The organism is Flavobacterium sediminilitoris (assembly GCF_023008245.1).
Lineage (GTDB): Bacteria > Bacteroidota > Bacteroidia > Flavobacteriales > Flavobacteriaceae > Flavobacterium > Flavobacterium sediminilitoris.
Genome location: NZ_CP090145.1, coordinates 346,115 through 365,512 on the forward strand (window position 1 = coordinate 346,115; position 19,398 = coordinate 365,512).

At 29.5% G+C, this 19,398-nt stretch carries 15 protein-coding genes; 2 read left to right on the plus strand and 13 right to left on the minus strand.

Annotation, left to right across the window (positions count from 1 at the left end; translation table 11 throughout):
* Positions 1–3: 3 nt before the first annotated feature.
* The 4 genes from pdhA to porU all read right to left on the minus strand — a co-directional run bounded on the left by pdhA (position 4) and on the right by porU (position 6,830).
* Positions 4–1,002: a pyruvate dehydrogenase (acetyl-transferring) E1 component subunit alpha gene (gene pdhA / locus LXD69_RS01715; RefSeq protein WP_045969296.1), complete on the minus strand. Its 999-nt coding sequence runs from the start codon at positions 1,000–1,002 to the stop codon at positions 4–6.
* Between the two features lie 157 nt (positions 1,003–1,159).
* On the minus strand, positions 1,160–1,645 hold the full coding sequence (locus LXD69_RS01720; RefSeq protein WP_246916983.1) for a cytidine deaminase: 486 nt from the start codon (positions 1,643–1,645) through the stop codon (positions 1,160–1,162).
* 65 nt (positions 1,646–1,710) lie between these two features.
* Positions 1,711–2,910: a type IX secretion system outer membrane channel protein PorV gene (gene porV / locus LXD69_RS01725; protein WP_045969298.1), complete on the minus strand. Its 1,200-nt coding sequence runs from the start codon at positions 2,908–2,910 to the stop codon at positions 1,711–1,713.
* A 38-nt stretch (positions 2,911–2,948) separates the two neighbouring features.
* Positions 2,949–6,830 carry a type IX secretion system sortase PorU gene (porU, locus tag LXD69_RS01730; protein WP_246916985.1) on the minus strand — a complete coding sequence of 1,294 codons (3,882 nt, stop codon included), beginning with the start codon at positions 6,828–6,830 and terminating at the stop codon, positions 2,949–2,951.
* A gap of 210 nt (positions 6,831–7,040) precedes the next feature.
* Here porU and gldJ point away from each other — a divergent pair, with 210 nt between their 5' ends.
* Positions 7,041–8,744: a gliding motility lipoprotein GldJ gene (gene gldJ / locus LXD69_RS01735; RefSeq protein WP_246916988.1), complete on the plus strand. Its 1,704-nt coding sequence runs from the start codon at positions 7,041–7,043 to the stop codon at positions 8,742–8,744.
* Positions 8,745–8,809: 65 nt separating this feature from the next.
* Entirely contained in the window at positions 8,810–10,087 is a 1,278-nt protein-coding gene (locus tag LXD69_RS01740; protein WP_246916992.1) for a UDP-N-acetylmuramoyl-tripeptide--D-alanyl-D-alanine ligase, read from the plus strand.
* Between the two features lie 10 nt (positions 10,088–10,097).
* On the opposite strand, the gene LXD69_RS01745 is transcribed toward LXD69_RS01740, so the two are convergent.
* The 9 genes from LXD69_RS01745 to LXD69_RS01785 form a co-directional block, all read right to left on the minus strand.
* Positions 10,098–10,424, minus strand: a complete 327-nt coding sequence (locus LXD69_RS01745) for a thioredoxin family protein (protein ID WP_246916994.1) — start codon at positions 10,422–10,424, stop codon at positions 10,098–10,100.
* A gap of 111 nt (positions 10,425–10,535) precedes the next feature.
* Positions 10,536–11,873 (minus strand): polyprenol phosphomannose-dependent alpha 1,6 mannosyltransferase MptB, encoded by a 1,338-nt coding sequence (mptB, locus tag LXD69_RS01750; protein WP_246916997.1) that lies wholly within the window; start codon positions 11,871–11,873, stop codon positions 10,536–10,538.
* Positions 11,874–11,875: 2 nt separating this feature from the next.
* The gene (locus LXD69_RS01755) at positions 11,876–13,366 is read right to left on the minus strand and encodes a cellulose synthase family protein (RefSeq protein WP_246917000.1); all 1,491 of its coding nucleotides are present in this window, start codon (positions 13,364–13,366) and stop codon (positions 11,876–11,878) included.
* Positions 13,366–14,058, minus strand: a complete 693-nt coding sequence (locus LXD69_RS01760) for a glycosyltransferase family 2 protein (protein WP_045968737.1) — start codon at positions 14,056–14,058, stop codon at positions 13,366–13,368. The genes LXD69_RS01755 and LXD69_RS01760 overlap by 1 nt, the downstream gene beginning before the upstream one ends.
* Positions 14,058–14,447, minus strand: coding sequence for a toxin-antitoxin system YwqK family antitoxin (locus LXD69_RS01765; RefSeq protein WP_045968740.1), 390 nt, complete (start codon positions 14,445–14,447; stop codon positions 14,058–14,060). Before LXD69_RS01765 ends, LXD69_RS01760 begins: the two co-directional genes overlap by 1 nt.
* A 2-nt stretch (positions 14,448–14,449) precedes the next feature.
* Positions 14,450–16,039 carry a 4Fe-4S binding protein gene (locus LXD69_RS01770; protein ID WP_045969299.1) on the minus strand — a complete coding sequence of 530 codons (1,590 nt, stop codon included), beginning with the start codon at positions 16,037–16,039 and terminating at the stop codon, positions 14,450–14,452.
* A 4-nt stretch (positions 16,040–16,043) separates the two neighbouring features.
* Positions 16,044–17,336 carry an NAD(P)/FAD-dependent oxidoreductase gene (locus LXD69_RS01775; protein ID WP_246917001.1) on the minus strand — a complete coding sequence of 431 codons (1,293 nt, stop codon included), beginning with the start codon at positions 17,334–17,336 and terminating at the stop codon, positions 16,044–16,046.
* Between the two features lie 68 nt (positions 17,337–17,404).
* Entirely contained in the window at positions 17,405–18,310 is a 906-nt protein-coding gene (locus LXD69_RS01780) for a hypothetical protein (protein ID WP_246917004.1), read from the minus strand.
* A gap of 133 nt (positions 18,311–18,443) precedes the next feature.
* Positions 18,444–19,307 (minus strand): anti-sigma factor, encoded by an 864-nt coding sequence (locus LXD69_RS01785; RefSeq protein WP_246917007.1) that lies wholly within the window; start codon positions 19,305–19,307, stop codon positions 18,444–18,446.
* Between the last annotated feature and the right edge of the window lie 91 nt (positions 19,308–19,398).

The following is a 19,398-nucleotide window of genomic DNA, read 5'->3' on the forward strand; positions in this document are numbered from 1 at the left end:
GTATTATAATTTATGAGATAAAAATGGATAATTTTCTTGATCGTAGACTACGTCATACATCACACTTAAATCTGGGTATGGAGATTCTTCTGCAAAATTTTCACATTCTTCTACTAAATCCCTTACTCTTTGATCGATTGCTTCTATTTCTGAATCTGAAGCATATCCATTTTCTTTAATAATATCCAAAACTTGTGTAATTGGATCTATTTTTTTGTATTCTTCAACTTCTTCTTTTGTTCTATAATGTTGTGCATCAGACATTGAGTGTCCTCTATATCTATATGTTTTCATTTCAAGGAATGTTGGCCCATCTCCACGACGCGCTCTTTCGATTGCTTCATGCATTGCTTCAGCAACTTTTATTGGATTCATTCCATCAACTGGCCCACAAGGCATTTCATAACCCAAACCTAATTTCCAAATATCGGTATGATTTGCAGTTCTTTCAACAGAAGTCCCCATAGCATATCCATTATTCTCTACTATAAAAACCACAGGAAGTTTCCAATTCATTGCCATATTAAAAGTCTCATGCAATGAACCTTGACGAGCTGCACCATCTCCAAAATAAGTCATTGTAACTCCTCCGGTTTCAAAATACTTATCTGCAAATGCTAAACCTGCTCCTAAAGGAATTTGACCTCCTACAATTCCATGTCCACCATAAAAACCATGTTCTTTTGAAAAAATATGCATTGATCCTCCTAATCCTTGAGAAGTACCTGTTGCTTTTCCTAAAAGTTCAGCCATAACTCTTCTTGGATCTACACCCATTCCTATAGGTTGAACGTGATTACGATAAGCTGTAATCATTTTATCCTTAGACAAATCCATTGCGTGCAAAGCACCAGCTAAAACTGCTTCCTGACCATTATATAAATGTAGAAATCCTCTTACTTTTTGTTGAATGTAAAGTGCAGCAAGTTTATCTTCAAACTTTCTCCATAACTGCATGTCTTCATACCACTTAAGGTAAACTTCTTTTGTTATTGGCTTCATTTGGTTTATTTTGTTAAATTGAAATTTTTTACAAACTGGTTCTTTCACTTTGTAAAATTTTACAAAAAGCAAAAATACTACATCCAACCTTATTGAAAAAATTAATTCTTATCAATTTTACTTTTTTTATTGGAATGCTGTAAAAACCATAGAGATATTACAAATATTTTTTATCAAATAGTAAAGGGAGTAAATTTTTCAAAGAATTTGATTTATAAATTTTGCCTTCACTTCCACCCATAAAAAAGATTTCAATATCATGTTCTTGCTTAATTTCATATTCTGCAATAGATTGCCTACATGCTCCACAAGGAGGAATAGGTTCTTCTAGTTCTCTATCACTTGGAGATGCTGAAATAAATAATTTTAAAACTTTTGCGTTTGGATAATTTGCTCCAGCATAAAAAATAGCTACCCTTTCTGCACACAATCCTGAAGGATATGCAGCATTTTCTTGATTTGAACCATGAACGACTTCTCCATTATCTAATAAAATTGTAGCACCTACATTAAATTTTGAATAAGGAGAATAAGCATTTTTTCTTGCTTTTATTGCTTGTATCATCAAAGCACTATCTTCTTGATTAAGTTCTTTTAATGATTCGTAAACAGAGAACGTTGTTGTAATTGTAATTTGCTTCATAAATAAGGAAAAAAAATCCAAATTCAATTAAGAATTTGGATGCTTTTATTTTTATATATTAATTTCTATAATTCATCATATTTATCTCCAAAATTGAATGTTAGAGAAAAACGTAATGTGTTTTCTAATGGGTTTCTAACTTTTGATGCTGAGAATAAATAAGAAACATCAATTTTCATAACGTTATATTTAAAACCAGCTCCTAGAGTAAAATATTTTCTTGCTCCTTTTGTTTCACTTTCATGAAAATATCCTGTTCTTAATGAAAAGGAATCTTGATACCAATATTCAGCACCTAATGCATAAGTAAATTCTTTTAATTCTTCTGAAAAACCATCTGGTGCATCTCCAAAGGATTTAAAAAGACCACTTACCCAGCCTGTTTTTTTATAATCTAATATCGCATTACTATTTGCTACTTGAACATCTGCGTCATCAATAGTACCATCATTATTTAAATCTTCATTTACCTCAGTAATTCTAGAAGGAGGAGTTGGCACTAATAATTTTGTTACTTCCGCAGAAACTCCAATTTTATTATATTCATCAAAAATAAAATCGAAACCAGCGCCTAAACGTAAATTAGAAGGTAAAAAGTTTGAATTTTCATCTAAATTATCATTATCATAATTGATTTTTGGTCCTAAATTTTGAAAATTGAATCCCGCTCTCCATCTACCATTAAAATCATCAAATGCTAATTCTTCAGATTGATAATACCCTGCAACATCAACTGCAAATGTAGAAGCAGCAGAAGCATCATTATTATCTGTAGCAATTTTAAGGTTTGATCTTATAAATCTTCCTGCAACTGCCATTGAAAAACGTTCACTTAGTTTAAGCGAATAAGAACCATCTAACGCAAATTCATTTGGACTTACCGTATTCAATAAATCACCTTGCGCATTTGTTAATTGAATATCTCCTAATCCAAAATAACGTAAAGAACCTGCAAAAGCACTTCTTTCGTTAATTCTATTATAATATGTAACTTGACCTAATGAAATGTCATTTGCGATACTTGTCAAATATGGTGTATAACTCAATGAAAATCCTTGTTTTTCTAAAGAAAAGGCATATTTTGCTGGATTATGTTGTTGCGAATACGCATCTGCTGACGTAGCCACACCCATATCTCCCATTCCTGCTGATCTTGCATCTGCTGCAATTAATAAAAATGGAACTCCAGTAGTAATAACCCTTTCTTGGGCTATAGTATAGTGACTCGTTAAAGCTATTAGTAGTAAAAATGCAATTTTTCTCATTCCTGACATTAAATTAATTAGACAAATATAATATTTTATTATAGTATTACAAGTTTCTCGTATTTTTCCGCTCGATTTCCATTATTTGCCGAACGCACAGTTAATTTATAAATATAAACTCCTTTTCCTATTTTATCACCAAAGTCATCTTTTCCGTCCCATTTTATTTCTCTACATAAGAAACCATCCGTGATTACTTGTTGATTTATTGTTTTTATTAGTTTTCCAGTAATAGTTAGAATTTGTACCTGAACATCTAAAGGTTCGAAAGGCCTATTATGTGTAAACCAAAATTCTGTATAGCTCACAAAAGGATTTGGATAATTCAATACTCTTTCTAATGTAAGGTTATCATCTCCACATACTGCATTAAATTGAATCTCTGTTGTAACAAGGTTGTTATAAACATCCCACGCTTTAAAAACTATTGTATGCAAACCTGGAGATAAATCTCTAAACTGATATCTAATTTTTCCTTTTGTAAAATCATCATTTTCTGTTTCGTAATAATCATTTAGTATATATGGATTTGATTCATCGCCATCTAAAATAGCCACTATATCATGTCCAATTCCACTTGCTGTATTAATTCCGTGCTCATCCTCAAGAAATGCTAATAATATAGGCGAGCAATTTGAAATTCCTCCTGAAACAAATCCTTCATCATTCATATACAGTCTAACAGTAGGAGGTGTTTCGTCTGTTGGTGCATTAACATTAACACCACCTATAAGAATATCTCTACTATATCCAGCTTGATCTTCTAACATTGGATTATTACGTTTAGCATAAAAGCTAATTTTTCCATTTCCAACAGGTATTCTTATGTCCTGAGGAACTACAAAGCTTAATTCAAAAATCCCATTATTTAATGACGCATTACCTCTAAAGATTGTTTCTCCGAGCGTTGTAAAATCCATTGTAATTAATTGTCCCGCACCATTAACTACTCCATTATTACCCAAAGTTGTTCTATTAATATCTTTATCAAAGATTTGAACTGCTAAATCTCCGTTATAATTTGTAATTACAGCGTCATTTTCATCAACTAAAGCACCTTTAATCTTCATTAAACTTAACGCTTGAAAGGTTCCAGTAAACGAAGCCACAGGTGTATCATTTATTTCAGTAAGTACAACTTTAGGTTTTGGAACAGCTAATTTTAAAGCAGGATCACCAATATAAAAAACAACTCTTCTATTACTTGATGTTCCTGGTTGAAGTTTTACTTGCCTAAGAGCCTCTGCTATAGTCGGATAATCATCTGAACCGAAAGCATATAATTTCTCATTTAACAAATCATTCATCACCAAACCAGTTGTTACCCCTATTTCTCTTGTTGTAGCAATTGTACTTATTGCTCCTCCAGCAGGATTCCAATATAAATATTCTCCACCTGAAAACCTGTTTGGATCATCAAAACGAGTAAAATCGCAAGTTATTGTAATAAACAACGGATATCGGTAATGATTATTTAAATTTTGAGCATCTAGCTTTTCAAACAATCTCTCTCTTGCTAGAGACTCTTCATTTCCATGTCCTAAATAATTAAACACTAACGCTCCTAATTGCATTGCATCTAAAAAATCATTTTTAGCATCTGGATAACGTTCTCCTCCTGCTGCTATTTGCTGAATATAAGCATCTGTATGAATTTTCTTGACATTGACAAATGGTTTTGCCGCAACTAAATCATCTGCTAAAGCATTTAATGCAAATTGCAATTGTGAATCTCCTTGAGTATCTGCATCATCTGAATATACAACATAATTATTTCTCCATCTTCCATAAGACTCTTCTTTATGATATTCAATCACTTTATTTACCATTTCTTGAGCTTGAACTGATGATGACACTAACATTCTTCCAACTGCAATATCTATTCCATCAATACTATTAACCATTGGCCCTTCGTTATCATCCATTAGTCCATAAAAATCATCAGACATAAATGAAATAAACAAAGACATATTAGAAGAATTATTTACTTCATTAGCATTTGGGTTAAATCCATGAAAAACAGGAACAATATTTGTATTATTCACTACTCTATCTTTATAATCATAAGATGCATCTCCAAAAAGATTAAGATATTTAACTCTTTTATCAGGAGAAGAAGCATTCCAATAAACATATTTTACAAAATTCCGAATAGCGGCAACATCTTGTTTTCCAGAACTAAATTCTTGATAAATTGTTTCTAATAAAACAACTTTAACAATCAAATTGGAATAATTCCTATGAAAATTTGCTAAAGTTTCAGCTTGACTAATCAATGATGATGGCGTGATTATTAAATAATCTATATCTTGAAAAACTCCTTGATTATCATTAAATATAGTGCCCTTTAAATTTTGGTTTAAAACTTGAGAGCTTGATTCTTTAGATGGCCTATAATAATCGCTTGCATCAACTCCAATATATTTTTTCTCAAAACCAAGCGTAACTTTAAAAGAAAAATTAGATTGTCCGTTATTTGAATATTTTTTAACATTAAAAATATCTGTTACATCCCAAACTTGGGTAATACCAGAAGCGTTAGCAATTTGATATTCTCCAACTCCAATATTATTAGATTCTTGATTGTTAAAAAAGAAAAACTGCTTTCCATAGCCTTGAAGATTTCGTTTTGCTTTCAACATAATAAAATCTAAATACCCATTTGAAGATGGAACACCTCCATTATTATATTTCAAACCAATAGAAACACTTGAAGAAACTGCATTAAAATTAGCATTTAAAATATTTTCATAACCTAATGCTCCTCCAGTAGCTATTTGAAAAGGGACATTACCCAAAACTTGGTTATTCGCTTTTACACTAAAAGAAGCAGATCCAAATGATTTAGAAGCCAAATTAACCTTAATTGCAACTGGAACACTTACATCTATATTAGGAATTTCAAAATCAAAAACTTGATCATCATCAATATTAAACTGTTCTCCAAACCACCTTCTTCCTACTTTCCCAACATTAACCAAGTCTCTTTCATGAATAATTATATCATCAAATTTTGAGAAACTAAAATCGGGAGCACCAACAGGCTCTAATGCATTCTGAATTCTTTTTCCTTGACCACCTGAAGAAGTTACATAATAATAGGATTTATCAGCAAATAAATTATTTTTAGTCAAACTTTCTTTATTCCATGTATCAACCCCTTCAGCATAAAACAATATATAATCTGAATCATTAAAAACACCATCATCTTCTCCTATAAATTGAATAGCATTTTCTTCCAAATCTATTGGATATGACGCACTATTCAACAAAGGTAACATTCTTCCTCCATTACCATAAATCTTAATGTTTCTTGGATCAACATTAACATCAAGCCCTAGACTTTGTAAAAACGTTTTAGAAACTATATAGACTCCTGATTTTTCTACATAAAAACGATACCAATTCCCAGAAGAAAGTACCGAATTTTCAACACTTTGCACACCAAAAAGACTATTACCCCCTTTATTTAAATTAGAATTCTTAAAATTATAGCTATAAGACAATGAAGTTATTTTCTTATAATCATTCCCTTCCTTTATTATAGGTGAAAAACTGAATAAAGACACATATTGGCCTCTTGCAATAACAGATTCAATTTCAGCTTTTATTGAAGTTGGTATTTTATTTTTATCAAGATTTAAAAGTTCTTCTTCTGAAATAGATTTATAACTTATATTTGAAATTTGTAAAGAACTTTCATCAATTAAACTCGTAACAAACTCTTCTTTTTTATACAAAAGAGACCTTGAAGCAACATTTAAATTATAAAATTCTCCCTTAAAACTTGGATATTTAACAGTAAAATCCTGCTCGTCAAACGAAACACTTCCTTCCCATTGAATAGCTATAGTTTGCTGATTCTGAGAAAAAACAAATAATCCAAGTAAAAGAAATATAAATACAGTTATTTTTTTCATTATGTATAAAACGTAATATATTTTTTAATATTACAAATAGAAAAAAATATTTATCATATTCCTATTATTTATAATAAAAAATAAATTTATACGTTAGCATATAGACAGTTTTAACAAAAAATTAATTTTTTTTTACATTTTTTTAAAAACATGTTGCAATTTAACACATAATTGCTATCTTGCGACTCAAATTTATACACCTACTAGAGTATGAAAATTAAGAAAATTATGACAATGAAAGCTTTATTGATATTATCAATAGCTATAGGTTTTACCAGTTGTAGCAAAAGTTCTGGGACTAAAGGTGGTTCTAGAGCAACTGGATGGAAAATCAATGACAAGAATGGTGGATTTCAACACAATTCTAAATTCTCAAAACAAGAAACTCCTCCAGGAATGGTTCCTGTAGAAGGAGGAACTTTTACAATGGGAAAAGTACAGGATGATGTAATGCATGATTGGAACAATGCTCCTAGTCAACAGCATGTGCAATCATTTTTCATGGATGAAACCGAAGTGACTAATTTAATGTACACAGAATATTTATTCTGGTTAAAAACGGTTTTCCCTCCAACAGAAGAAAATTACAAGAATATATACACAGGTGCAATTCCTGATACATTAGTATGGAGAAATCGTTTAGGTTATAACGAAACCATGACTAATAACTACTTAAGACACCCTGCTTATTCAGAATACCCAGTAGTAGGTGTTAATTGGATACAAGCTGTAGAGTTTAGTAAGTGGAGAACAGACCGCGTTAATGAAAATATCTTAGAAAAAAATGGATATTTGAAAAAAGACGCAAAAATCAAATTAGGTACAGATGTAACTGCTGAGTCTTCATTCAACACTGAAACATATCTTGCTGCACCAAGACAAACTTTTGGTGGAAACGAAGACATTGTTTACAAAAGAGAAATGAATGGTGGTAAAAAAGAAGTAGCTGACACAGCTAAAAATGTATATGCTCAAAGAAATTCTGGCTTAATATTACCTGAATACAGACTTCCAACAGAAGCTGAATGGGAATATGCAGCAATCGCACTAGTAGGAAGTAGAGAATTCAACATATACAAAGGACAAAAGAAATATCCTTGGAGTGGGCAATATACTCGTTCAGGAAAAAGACAATTTAGAGGTGATCAATTAGCAAACTTTAAGCAAGGAAAAGGAGACTACGGAGGAATTGCTGGATGGAGTGATGATGGTGCTGATATTACTAATAAAGTAAAAAGTTACCCGCCAAATGATTTTGGTTTATATGACATGGCTGGAAACGTAGCAGAATGGGTTGCTGATGTTTACAGACCAATGGTAGACGATGAAGCAAATGACTTCAACTACTATAGAGGAAATGTTTATATGAAAAACAAAATTGGTGAAGATGGATCTACAGAAATCGTAACTGCTGATAATATTACCTATGACACTTTAAGTAATGGTAGAATTATGGCTAGAAATTTACCAGGACAACTTGCACAAGTTCCTGTAGATGATAACGAAACATATTTAAGACAAAACTTCTCTACTTCTGATAATAGAAATTATAGAGATGGTGATAAACCTTCAACTCGTTATTTCAACTTTAACACTTCTGATGAAGAAGAAGGAGAGAAAAAAGACGATAAAACAAGAATGTATGAATCACCAAAGCATTCAATATCTGTTGATAGCGCTGGTCAAATTATCAAAAAATATGACAAGTCTGACAAAAGAACAACATTAGTAAATGACGATGTAAGAGTTTACAAAGGTGGTTCTTGGAGAGATAGAGCATATTGGTTAGACCCAGCTTCAAGAAGATATTTCCCTCAAGATATGGCTACTGATTATATTGGATTTAGAAATGCAATGTCAAAAGTAGGTCCTAAGTCAAATAAAAAGACTCCTAGAGGTAATCCTAAATTCTAAAAAAATATTTATTTTTTATAAAAAAGCCCTTTTTAAGAAAAGGGCTTTTTTATTATCTTCGCTATATGAATATTAAAGACATCTACTCTAAATTTCTTGATTGTAATTCTATTACAACTGATACAAGAAAAATTGAACAAGGAAACTTATTTTTTGCTCTAACGGGTGAAAAATTTAATGCAAATACTTTTGCTAAACAAGCATTAGAGAAAGGTGCAAAATATGTTATCATAGATGACAAAAACTACTTTATAGACAACAGAACAATCCTTGTCGATGACACTCTTAAAACACTACAAGAATTAGCTAATTACCATAGAAGACAATTAAAACTAAAAATTATCTCCTTAACAGGAAGTAATGGAAAAACAACAACCAAAGAATTAATTCATGCTGTTTTATCCAAAAAATATCAAACCAAAGCAACTATTGGCAATCTTAACAATCATATTGGAGTACCATTGACCTTATTGTCTTTTACTAAAGAAACAGAAGTAGGAATTGTAGAAATGGGTGCTAATCATCAAAAGGAAATTGAATTTTTATGTAATATCGCCGAACCTGATTTTGGATATATTACAAATTTTGGAAAAGCACATTTAGAAGGATTTGGTGGAATTGAAGGTGTCATAAAAGGAAAAAGCGAATTATATGATTATTTGTATGAAAATGAAAAAATAGCTTTCGTAAATCTTGATGACGAACTTCAATCTTCTAAAACAGAAAAAATTACTAGATATACTTTTTCTCAAAACTATAATAGTGATATTAAAATAAAAAGCATTGAAGCTAATCCAATGGTAAATATTGAGTATGATTCTATTAATATACATTCAAATTTAATAGGAATTTACAATGCTAACAACATCAATGCCGCTATAACAATTGGTAATTATTTTAGCATAGACAATTTACTGATAAAAGAAGCCATAGAGAGTTACATTCCTACAAATAATCGATCACAATTAATCAAAAAAAATGATAACGAAATCATTTTAGATGCATATAATGCAAATCCAAGCAGCATGAGTGCTGCAATTACAAATTTCTTACAATTAGACAAAGAAGATAAAATACTAATTCTAGGAGACATGTTTGAATTAGGAAATGAAAGTGAAAGTGAACATAAAAAAATCATAGAATCTTTAATTGGAAAAGAATTAAAATGTTATTTCATAGGTAATGATTTCTATAAAAATAAAATTGGAGATAGTAATTTTGATTTTTTTGACAATTATGAAAATTTCTCAAAGTCATTTGAGAGGACTCTATTTCAAAACCATTTAATACTTATAAAAGGATCGAGAGGAATGGCTTTAGAAAGAGTTTTAGAACTACTTTAATTTTTATTGACTAGTTTAAAGGTATTTTTATTAAAGCTTCAATATTCATTTTCAGATATTCAGAAGATTTCAAACCGCTTTCTTTAGAAAAAACATGTCCTTTTTTATAATAATGTACCATTGGTATTACATTAATATCATTATCCAAAAACAAATTGGAATCTCTTTCAATATCAATAGTGATAATTCTAATCATTTTAAATTCATCATGAATACTTTTTAATATTTTTTTCATTTTACGACAAGGACTACACCAATTTGCATAAAACAAAACAATTACTAATTCGTTATCTTTTAAAATAGTAAACAAATCATTATCACTAGTAATTTCAATCATTATATCGTTTTTAAGTTACAAAGATTGATTTTATATTTAAATTTATAATATTCCTTTTTACATAATTAATTGTCAATTTTTCATACAAAAGAAAAATATATCAATCCAAGTTTAAAACATTTTTACACTATTATTCTTAAAGATTTTAGGAAAACTCTCATATATTAAAAAACTTATAACAAATAAATATTCTAAAAATATTAAAACATAGCTTTCCTTAAAAGGAGTTTGACTATAAGCAAAGTAACTCAAGATTACAAAAAATGCCCAAATTATTGGAAATCGAAATTTTGTAAAAATGCAAAGAAGCATTAGATTAATTAAATACCACGGATGAATTGTAGTTGATATAAAAAAATAAAAAGACAATGCAATTAAACTATTCGTCAACATTTCTTTAGCATCAATATTTTTTTTATACAATGAATAGAATAGAATAATCAAAATTGAAACTACAGGTGTGATTTTTCCAATAATTCCAATAGTGTTATATCCTTTAATATAAAAACCTATTTCCCTGAATAAATAATAAAAGCTTGCATTAAATTCAAAATTAACAAACCACAATGCTATTGTTTCTGAATAATTTGCTATCAAATCTTTTGTTATAAAAGGTAAAAACAACAAAACATTTAATCCTATAATTATACTATAAAAAACTATACTTTTTTTAAGTTTTAATTTCTGAAAAAAGAATGGAAGCAGTAATAATGGCAATAATTTAGTAGCAATGGACAAACCTATTAAAACAGCACTAATTATCTCTCTTTCTAAAAAGAAAAAGTACAATCCCATAACAAAGAACAGCAACATCACTCCTTCAAAATGAAGGTTCCCTGTTAATTCAATTATAACTAATGGATTTAGAAAATATAAAAAGATTCGCTTTGGATTTATTTTTAATATTCGCAATACTTTTTTGCCATAATAATAAATTCCAACATCACTTAATAAAACAATTATCTTTAAGATAAATGCAGAAAAGAAGATAGACTTTGACGAAAGAATAGCGGCAATAACAAAAAGGATTTGATTTACAGGTGGATAATTTGAATAATGTTGAGCGCTTAAACTTCCCATTCCTTCAAACAATTCTTTTGATTGAGAAATAGCAACAGAATCTATAATATCTTGTGGTTTAAACGCATAAGGACTCATCTCTGACAAAATTAAGCGACCATCCCAAATGAATCGATAAAAATCTTGCGACCAAAAAGGCAAACAGAAAAGAAGTAAAAAACGGAATAATAACCCAAGCCTGAAAAGTATTTTATCATCATATTCCATTTTATACTTATATATATAATAAAAGCATAAAAATGTAATCGTATATAATGATGCTAAATAGATAAAATTTTCTCTTGGCACAAAATATCCTAACCCAATGTAAGCTAAAATAGACAGAATTATTAAAAATAGTTTCTTATATTTTGCGACTAAATTATCCAATACTATGCGGATTTGAATGATTTAATAAACACATAGCCATAACCTATTAATAACATTAAATGAAAAGGAAATAATCCAAAATCATCTAAGACAAAAGCACTGTACATTCCAAATAAAAAATAGCACATTAACAGTCCTTCTACAATAGTGTTTTTAGAGATTGCTTTAGAAAGATAAACATTCTCTCTCCATTTGTCTTTTAGAGCTTCAATATTAAATTTTGGTGTTCTAACAAACTCACTTTTTTTGCCAAATAATCCTTCTAAAACAGCTATTGAATTTTGAAAAGAAAATCCCATTGCAATAGAATAAAAAGTAAAAAACAATGAAACATATTTTAAAAAACTTTTTAAGCCACCACCACGTAAATTTTTAAATGTATACCAATAACAAATAAAAAAAAGGATTGATGTAATAACAAAAAATGCCATTATATTAAAAAAAACATTTAATTGAGGATAATGATTTTTTATAAACAAGGCTGGAACACTTAAAACAGACATTGTGAAAATACACAAAAACATGGAGCTATTTAACAAATGTAATAATCCATGAAATTTTGTTTTTAATTTTATATTATGTGCTGCAATTACTTTTTGAGATATCTTTCGGAAATTTTCTGCTCCTCCTTTATTCCACCTAAACTGTTGCGAACGTGCAGCACTTAAAACGGCTGGTAATTCTGCTGGAGTTTCTATTTCTTCTAAATAAACGAATTCCCATTTTTTTAATTGTGCCCTATAACTTAAATCTAAATCTTCTGTTAATGTATCGCTTTGCCAATTTCCAGCATCAATAATACAGGTTTTTCTCCAAGCACCTGCTGTTCCATTAAAATTGATAAAATGTTGTTTTGAATTACGTCCAACTTGTTCTAATGTAAAGTGAGCATCTAAAGCAAATGCTTGTATTTTTGTAAGGATTGAAAAGTCTCTGTTGATATGTCCCCAACGTGTTTGCACAACACCTACTTTTTCATTTTTAAAATATGGGATTGTTTTTAATAACCAGTCTTGTTTGGGTATAAAATCAGCATCAAATATTACGATGAATTCTCCTTTTGCTATTTTCAAGCCTTCTTTTAATGCTCCTGCTTTATATCCTACTCTATTTTGTCTTCTTATATGTTGAATGTTTAATCCTGTTTTCGCATAATCTTCAACAAACTTTTTAGTTTGAATAACTGAATCGTCTGTAGAATCGTCTAAAACTTGAATTTCTAATTTATTCTTTGGATAATCTAACAATGAAATACTTTTCAACAATCTTTCTACTACATATTTTTCATTAAAAATAGGTAATTGAATTGTCACATAAGGTATTTCAGATTCTTTAGTAAAATCAAATTTTTCTCTGCTTTCATTTATATTTTTCTTCTTGTTCTTCAGATAATTCAATAACAAATTAAACTGAGCCAAACTATAGAAAAAAATTAAGATAATGGAAAGACTATAAAAAAATAATGTGATGTAAGAAAGTATTAAATATGTCATTACTTTTTAAAGGTATATTTTAGTATCCAACCTATTATTTTTACACCTGCCATTACTGTTCCTTTTACGGTTCCAGAAACTTTTGAAACCCCTATTCTGTTTTTATATCGAACGGGAATTTCCGTATAATTCAACTTTTGTTTCAATGCTTTTAATTGCATTTCAACTGTCCATCCATACGTTTTATCTTCCATTTGTAAAGCTACTAATTTTTCATATTTAATAGCCCTAAAAGGACCTAAATCTGAAAAATTAGCATTAAAAAAAAGTTTCATTAGAAATGTTGCTAACCAGTTTCCAAAAACCTGTTGCGGTGTCATTGAGCCATTTTCTCTAAGTTTTTTAACCCTAGCTCCTATTACAAAGTCTATATTTTGATTTAAAATTGGATCAACAATTTTAATTAACTCTTCAGGATAATCAGAATAATCACCATCCAAAAAAACAACAATATCTACATTGTCTTCTGAGTTTTTTATATATTCTAATCCTTTTAAACATGCATAACCATATCCTTTTCGAGACTCAAACAATACAGTTGCTCCTGCTTCTTTTGCTACTTTTGAAGTTTGGTCTGTAGAATTATTATCTACTACTATAACTTCTGTAACAATTTCAGGAATTTCTTTTATAACATTAATAATTGCCTTTTCTTCATTATAGGCAGGTATAATTACTTTAATATTTTTCATTAAAAATTAGGGTTATCCCTTCTAAATTCGGCAATTGAATGCCATTCTTTAATTTTTTTCCCAACAGAATATTTTTCTGCTTTCACAACATCTCCATCTCTATATATTATTGAAAATCCATTTGGAACATTATTTTTATATTCTGTTTTCTTTAGTACTTCTCCATTTTTATCATAATAAATCCACCAATTCACTTTTTTATTATTTTCATAATGCCCTTCTTGTTTTGTATTCCCATTCTCATAATAATAAAACCAATACTTGCATTTTTTCCCATTATTCATCCATCCTTCTTCTTTCATTTTCCCATTAGAATAATAATTTTTCACATAATGTTGTTCTGTGTTTAAAGCAAATAGTAAAGTTATAATTAAAATAAAGGTTTTCATTATTATTTAGTATTTAATAAATCTAATAGATTAACATCGTTACCTAATAAGATTTCGTTAGAATTAATTCTTCCTTTTTCGGAATCATTTTCTAGTTTTAATACTCCTCTTGGACAAACTGCGGAACAAACTCCACATCCTACACAAGAAGAGCGTACTATATTTTCACCTTTTTGAGCATACGATCTAACATCTATTCCCATTTCACAATATGTTGAACAATTTCCACAAGAAATACATTGTCCTCCATTTGTTGTAATTCTAAATCGAGAAAATAATCGTTGTTGTAGTCCTAAAATTGCTGCCATTGGACAACCAAAGCGACACCATACTCTATTTCCTAATATTGGATAAAATCCAACACCTATTACACCACTAAAAGCTGAACCTATTGCAAAACCATACCACTCACGCAATTTATAACTATCTAAAAAGAATATATTATGATTTCCTGAATAAAAATTCATTACTATTACTAATACCATAATGGCTAATAATGACCCTATTGTAAACTTTGCATCAGTATCTAAATCATTCTTTTTGAATTTGTATAACACAAAAGTGAAGACTCCTATAAAAGATACGATAAAGTAGATGAATTGGTTTTTAGAAATTAAATATTTTTCTGGATTATTATTTAAAAAAGTAAAAATAACAGCCACAGTCATTACAAAAGAAAATACCAAAATTAGATGAATTAGCCATCTTTCGAATTTCCATGCTGAGACTTTCTTACTTGATAATTGACGAAATGAATCTCCAGCCGTTTCAGCTAATCCTCCACAACCACAAACCCATGAACAATACCATCTTTTACCATAGAAATATGTTAGTATAGGTGAAATAATAAAAATCAAGGCTAATCCTGATAATAACATGAACATTCCCAGATTGCCTCCTTGTAACATATTGTTCACATGCCATTCATCAAAAAAGTAATAATTTAAAGGCCACATGTTTTTCAAATCTTTTGCATAATAAGCATCTGATGGATTCAGTTTTGCTAATATTTCTGGTAAAAGAAAAGCAAATCCTAATTGAAAAAATATTACAGAACCTGTTCTAAATAATTGATATTTATTATGCCTGTATTTATACATAAATTTAATTCCTAAACCTAGTATAGCAACGCAATACAATGTTCCATAAACAAACCATTGACTTGCTACGTTTCCGTTTAAAAAGAGGCTTAGTGGATCAAAAAACGCAACAATCCCTGTATTTGATGCTCCATTTTGCCCTAATCCTAAATATTCTGGAAACCAATATAAAAAAACATAGAATGCGGTTAAAATAATTCCTATTAACCAAGCTACTGTTCCTCTAAAACTTAAACTACTAAAAAACACTCCTGTATTACTTATTCCTTCAGGTCTATTAGCATATAAACCTTTTGCATATACAATGCATCCAACAGTAATACTTAGTAAAGAAAAAGTCAACCAAACTGAATTGTTTAAAGCTTCTATATTAAAAAAACTTAAAGCTAAAACTAGAAGTCCGGAGAAACCTAAAAACAATCCTATTTTTTGTAATCCATTAATTGATGTACTTGTTGCTGTAATTGCTAGATTTTGGGTAGATTTTTCCATATTATTAGGCATTTATAGTTTGAAATTGGCGATTAAATTGTACAGCGATTTCTTTTTCATATGTTGCAAAGAACTCAGGATCAAAATTAGCCTCCTTTAAACGATTTATTACAAACTCTACACTTTGCCTCTCTGTAAGAGCTTTATCAAAAAATTCATGTCGCATTCTAATTCCGAATGTATTAATCCCTAGAAACTCATTTGTATCTTTATGATATGATATCCTTATTGCTTTCTTTTCTGAAGTATGTTCCCAATAAAATTGTTTTTCATACTCTTTAGGCTTTGCCCAAACCCAACCATAAGTTTGATATTCAATATCAAAAAACTTTGCTGAATTAAACCAATGTCCTGGATTATATTCTATTCTATTTCCTGTTAATGTTTGTGCTAATGCTTCTCCCATCATTCTTCCTGTATACCAAACTGCTTCAATATTTCTTCTATTTCCAATTGGTTCATGCTGTTCTGCACAATCACCTATAGCATACACATCTGGGATATTTGTTTCTAAAAAGCGATTTACCAAAACACCTCTATTGGTTTTTATATCTGAATCTTTCAGGAAATCTATATTTGGCGATACTCCAACTGTTAAACCTACTATATTACAATCTATTACTTCTCCCGATTCTGTAACAACAGCTTTTGCTCTTCCATTTTCATCAGAAAGGATTTCTTTCAAATTGGTTTCCAGTCTTAAATCTACATGATGTTCTATAATATGCTTATTAATTAATTTAGCTTCTCCTTCTGGCAAAACTCCTCCCCAAAAATTAGTTTCTCTTACTAAAAAAGTTACAGGTATTTTTCTTGATATTAACATTTCAGCTAATTCAATTCCAATTAATCCACCACCTACAATAACAGCATGATTTGCATTTTTCGAAAGTTGTTCTAATTGTTCTAAATCTTGTTTATGATATAATCCTAAAACACCTTCTAAGTCTTGACCTGGCCAGCCAAATTTATTTGATTTTGACCCTGTAGCAATTACTAACTTATCATACTTTAGTTGAGTATTATCACTTAAAACCAATGTTTTTTTAGTTGTAATTACTTTTTCAACCTTATTAAAAACAAGTTCAATTTTATTCTTTTTCCAAAAATGATTTTCATAGGGTTGTGTATGTTCAAACTTCATGTGTCCCATATATACATACATTAAAGCTGTCCTAGAAAAAAAATGCTCAGTTTCGGCAGATATGATTGTGATTTTTTTATCAGATTTTTTACGAATATGTCTTGCTAAAGTGACACCTGATATTCCGTTTCCTATTATAACTACATGTTCCATATACAAGGTATTAAAATGCAAATTTATTAGTTGAAGATAAAAAAAATAGTTCGATTTCTAACAGTCTATTAAAAAATTGCCCTTAAACCAAAATTAAACGATTGTCCTAGACCACTATCTCTTCCTCTTACAAACTTACTATATAATAGTTCAACATTTAGAACATTTGTTAATTGATATTTTGCTCCTGTACCAAGTGCAGTATAATTTTGTGAGAATTCATTTCCTAAATCGATTAATTGGGCATGCTGAACAAATCCAAGAACTGTAAATTTATATGTTGGAAAGTAACTCAAAAAAACGCCAGGTGCAACTTCTAAACTATTATTTGCAAATCCACCGTCTGGATTAAAAGAGCCATTATCATTTACATTATCTTCTCCAAAGAAAAAACGAGTTCCTAATTCAGAGAAAAGTTGAAATTTATTTCCAGGAAAAGTATAATCATAGAAAAAACGATTTTGCCAAATAAAACTTTTTTGAGCTAAATAACCATTTTCATTACTTTCTTTATCAAATGTTGGAATAAAAAACGAACTTTGAATAGAGAATCTTGGCAATGAATTAAAAGGTGATATTTTAACTGAAGGTGCAATATGTCCTATACTACTTCTCGATTTTCCTACTGCATTTTTAAAATCAAAAACACTTATAACATCTTGATTATTAAAAGTATTAGATCTAAATTCAACGATAAAACCTGCATTAAATTTTTTATTTTCACTTATTCCTGTAAAGATTTCTAAGGATGTTGTAAAATAATTTTGACGTGGTTCGTTTTTTATTCTTTCTCCATTATCGTCTCTTTCGGTTTGAGTATATAAATTATTAAACCATTTTATATCCCATTTTCCATTTTCTAATAATTTTGAAGGTGTATAATTCTGAATATTTGTTTGCTCATCTTCTACTTCTTGCGCAAAAGACATTGAACTTAACAATAAGACTCCAAAAAATATTTTATGCTTTTTCATTTCTTTATTTTTTTAAATATTTGTTTAACAAGCAATCATAAGTATACTACTTGTCAGATTTTCTGTTTCATTTAATAAAAATAGAGGTTTGATATTATCTCACCCCTAATTAAAAACAAACTAAAATTTAAATTTATCTTGTTACTGTTCCTGATGGAAAAGAAGACAAACTTCTCATCATATCAAAGTTAGTCCCTGTTACTGCTGGACTTGCAACTGTGTGCGATAATGGTTTTAAAGCAAATGGCATTGGAGAATTATCAGGATGTGGTTCTACTGAAATAACCAAAGTCGCACCGCTTAAATTACCTGGAAATGTTAATCCTTCAGGAGCATTCATAAGAAAGTCTTCTCCCGGAAAAGGAGGAGCCATCATTGTTCCAGAATATGGAGCTGCTTCATCAGAACCTTCAGGAGAAGTAAATTTTCCTGTACTTAAAACAACATCATTACTCACAACCCATCCTTCATATTTCCAACCTTCATCCAATGTTGGTAAAGATAATCCAGCTACTGGATTTGCGCCTGAAATATCCATAAACCAAACTCCTGCTTCTGGATTCATATTGTTATTTGTTGGTGTAGCTAGTAAATATTTACCTGTTGATTCACTAAAGTCTCCAACAATTCCTGCTGAAATACTTGCAGAATTTCCAGAAAAATCCCCTACTAAGTATTTAGTATTTGAAGGAGCTGGACTAGGATCTACTGTAGGTTCAATAGTTAAAACAAATTTAGTAGCATTTGCCAAATCTGTTTGGTTAACTATAAATGATGTTTGTGATAATGTTCCATTAGCATCTACAGTAAAGACACCTGTAGAGATAGGATTGTCATTCACAATAATCCATCCTTCATATTTAAAATCTGAACCAAGATCTTCTAATCCTTCAAGATTTAATTTTAATTCAGGAGTTGAAGAAACTACTTCATCATCATTATTACATGAGGTTATTAAGAAGCCTAACATTAAAATTGTAAAAAAATTCTTTTTCATAACGTTTTATTTTAAGTTTAATCAGTTAAATCTCTTTATTTTAACAAATTTGATGTTTTTAATTAATTATCTGTTTTTCTATTTTTCCTGT

Excerpts from the sequence above, each read along its gene's own strand:
- pdhA (WP_045969296.1), bottom strand. The coding sequence starts at position 1,002 with ATGAAGCCAATAACAAAAGAAGTTTACCTTAAGTGGTATGAAGACATG.
- LXD69_RS01720 (WP_246916983.1), bottom strand. The coding sequence starts at position 1,645 with ATGAAGCAAATTACAATTACAACAACGTTCTCTGTTTACGAATCATTA.
- porV (WP_045969298.1), bottom strand. The coding sequence starts at position 2,910 with ATGAGAAAAATTGCATTTTTACTACTAATAGCTTTAACGAGTCACTAT.
- porU (WP_246916985.1), bottom strand. The coding sequence starts at position 6,830 with ATGAAAAAAATAACTGTATTTATATTTCTTTTACTTGGATTATTTGTT.
- gldJ (WP_246916988.1), top strand. The coding sequence starts at position 7,041 with ATGAAAATTAAGAAAATTATGACAATGAAAGCTTTATTGATATTATCA.
- LXD69_RS01740 (WP_246916992.1), top strand. The coding sequence starts at position 8,810 with ATGAATATTAAAGACATCTACTCTAAATTTCTTGATTGTAATTCTATT.
- LXD69_RS01745 (WP_246916994.1), bottom strand. The coding sequence starts at position 10,424 with ATGATTGAAATTACTAGTGATAATGATTTGTTTACTATTTTAAAAGAT.
- LXD69_RS01755 (WP_246917000.1), bottom strand. The coding sequence starts at position 13,366 with ATGACATATTTAATACTTTCTTACATCACATTATTTTTTTATAGTCTT.
- LXD69_RS01760 (WP_045968737.1), bottom strand. The coding sequence starts at position 14,058 with ATGAAAAATATTAAAGTAATTATACCTGCCTATAATGAAGAAAAGGCA.
- LXD69_RS01765 (WP_045968740.1), bottom strand. The coding sequence starts at position 14,447 with ATGAAAACCTTTATTTTAATTATAACTTTACTATTTGCTTTAAACACA.
- LXD69_RS01770 (WP_045969299.1), bottom strand. The coding sequence starts at position 16,039 with ATGGAAAAATCTACCCAAAATCTAGCAATTACAGCAACAAGTACATCA.
- LXD69_RS01775 (WP_246917001.1), bottom strand. The coding sequence starts at position 17,336 with ATGGAACATGTAGTTATAATAGGAAACGGAATATCAGGTGTCACTTTA.
- LXD69_RS01780 (WP_246917004.1), bottom strand. The coding sequence starts at position 18,310 with ATGAAAAAGCATAAAATATTTTTTGGAGTCTTATTGTTAAGTTCAATG.
- LXD69_RS01785 (WP_246917007.1), bottom strand. The coding sequence starts at position 19,307 with ATGAAAAAGAATTTTTTTACAATTTTAATGTTAGGCTTCTTAATAACC.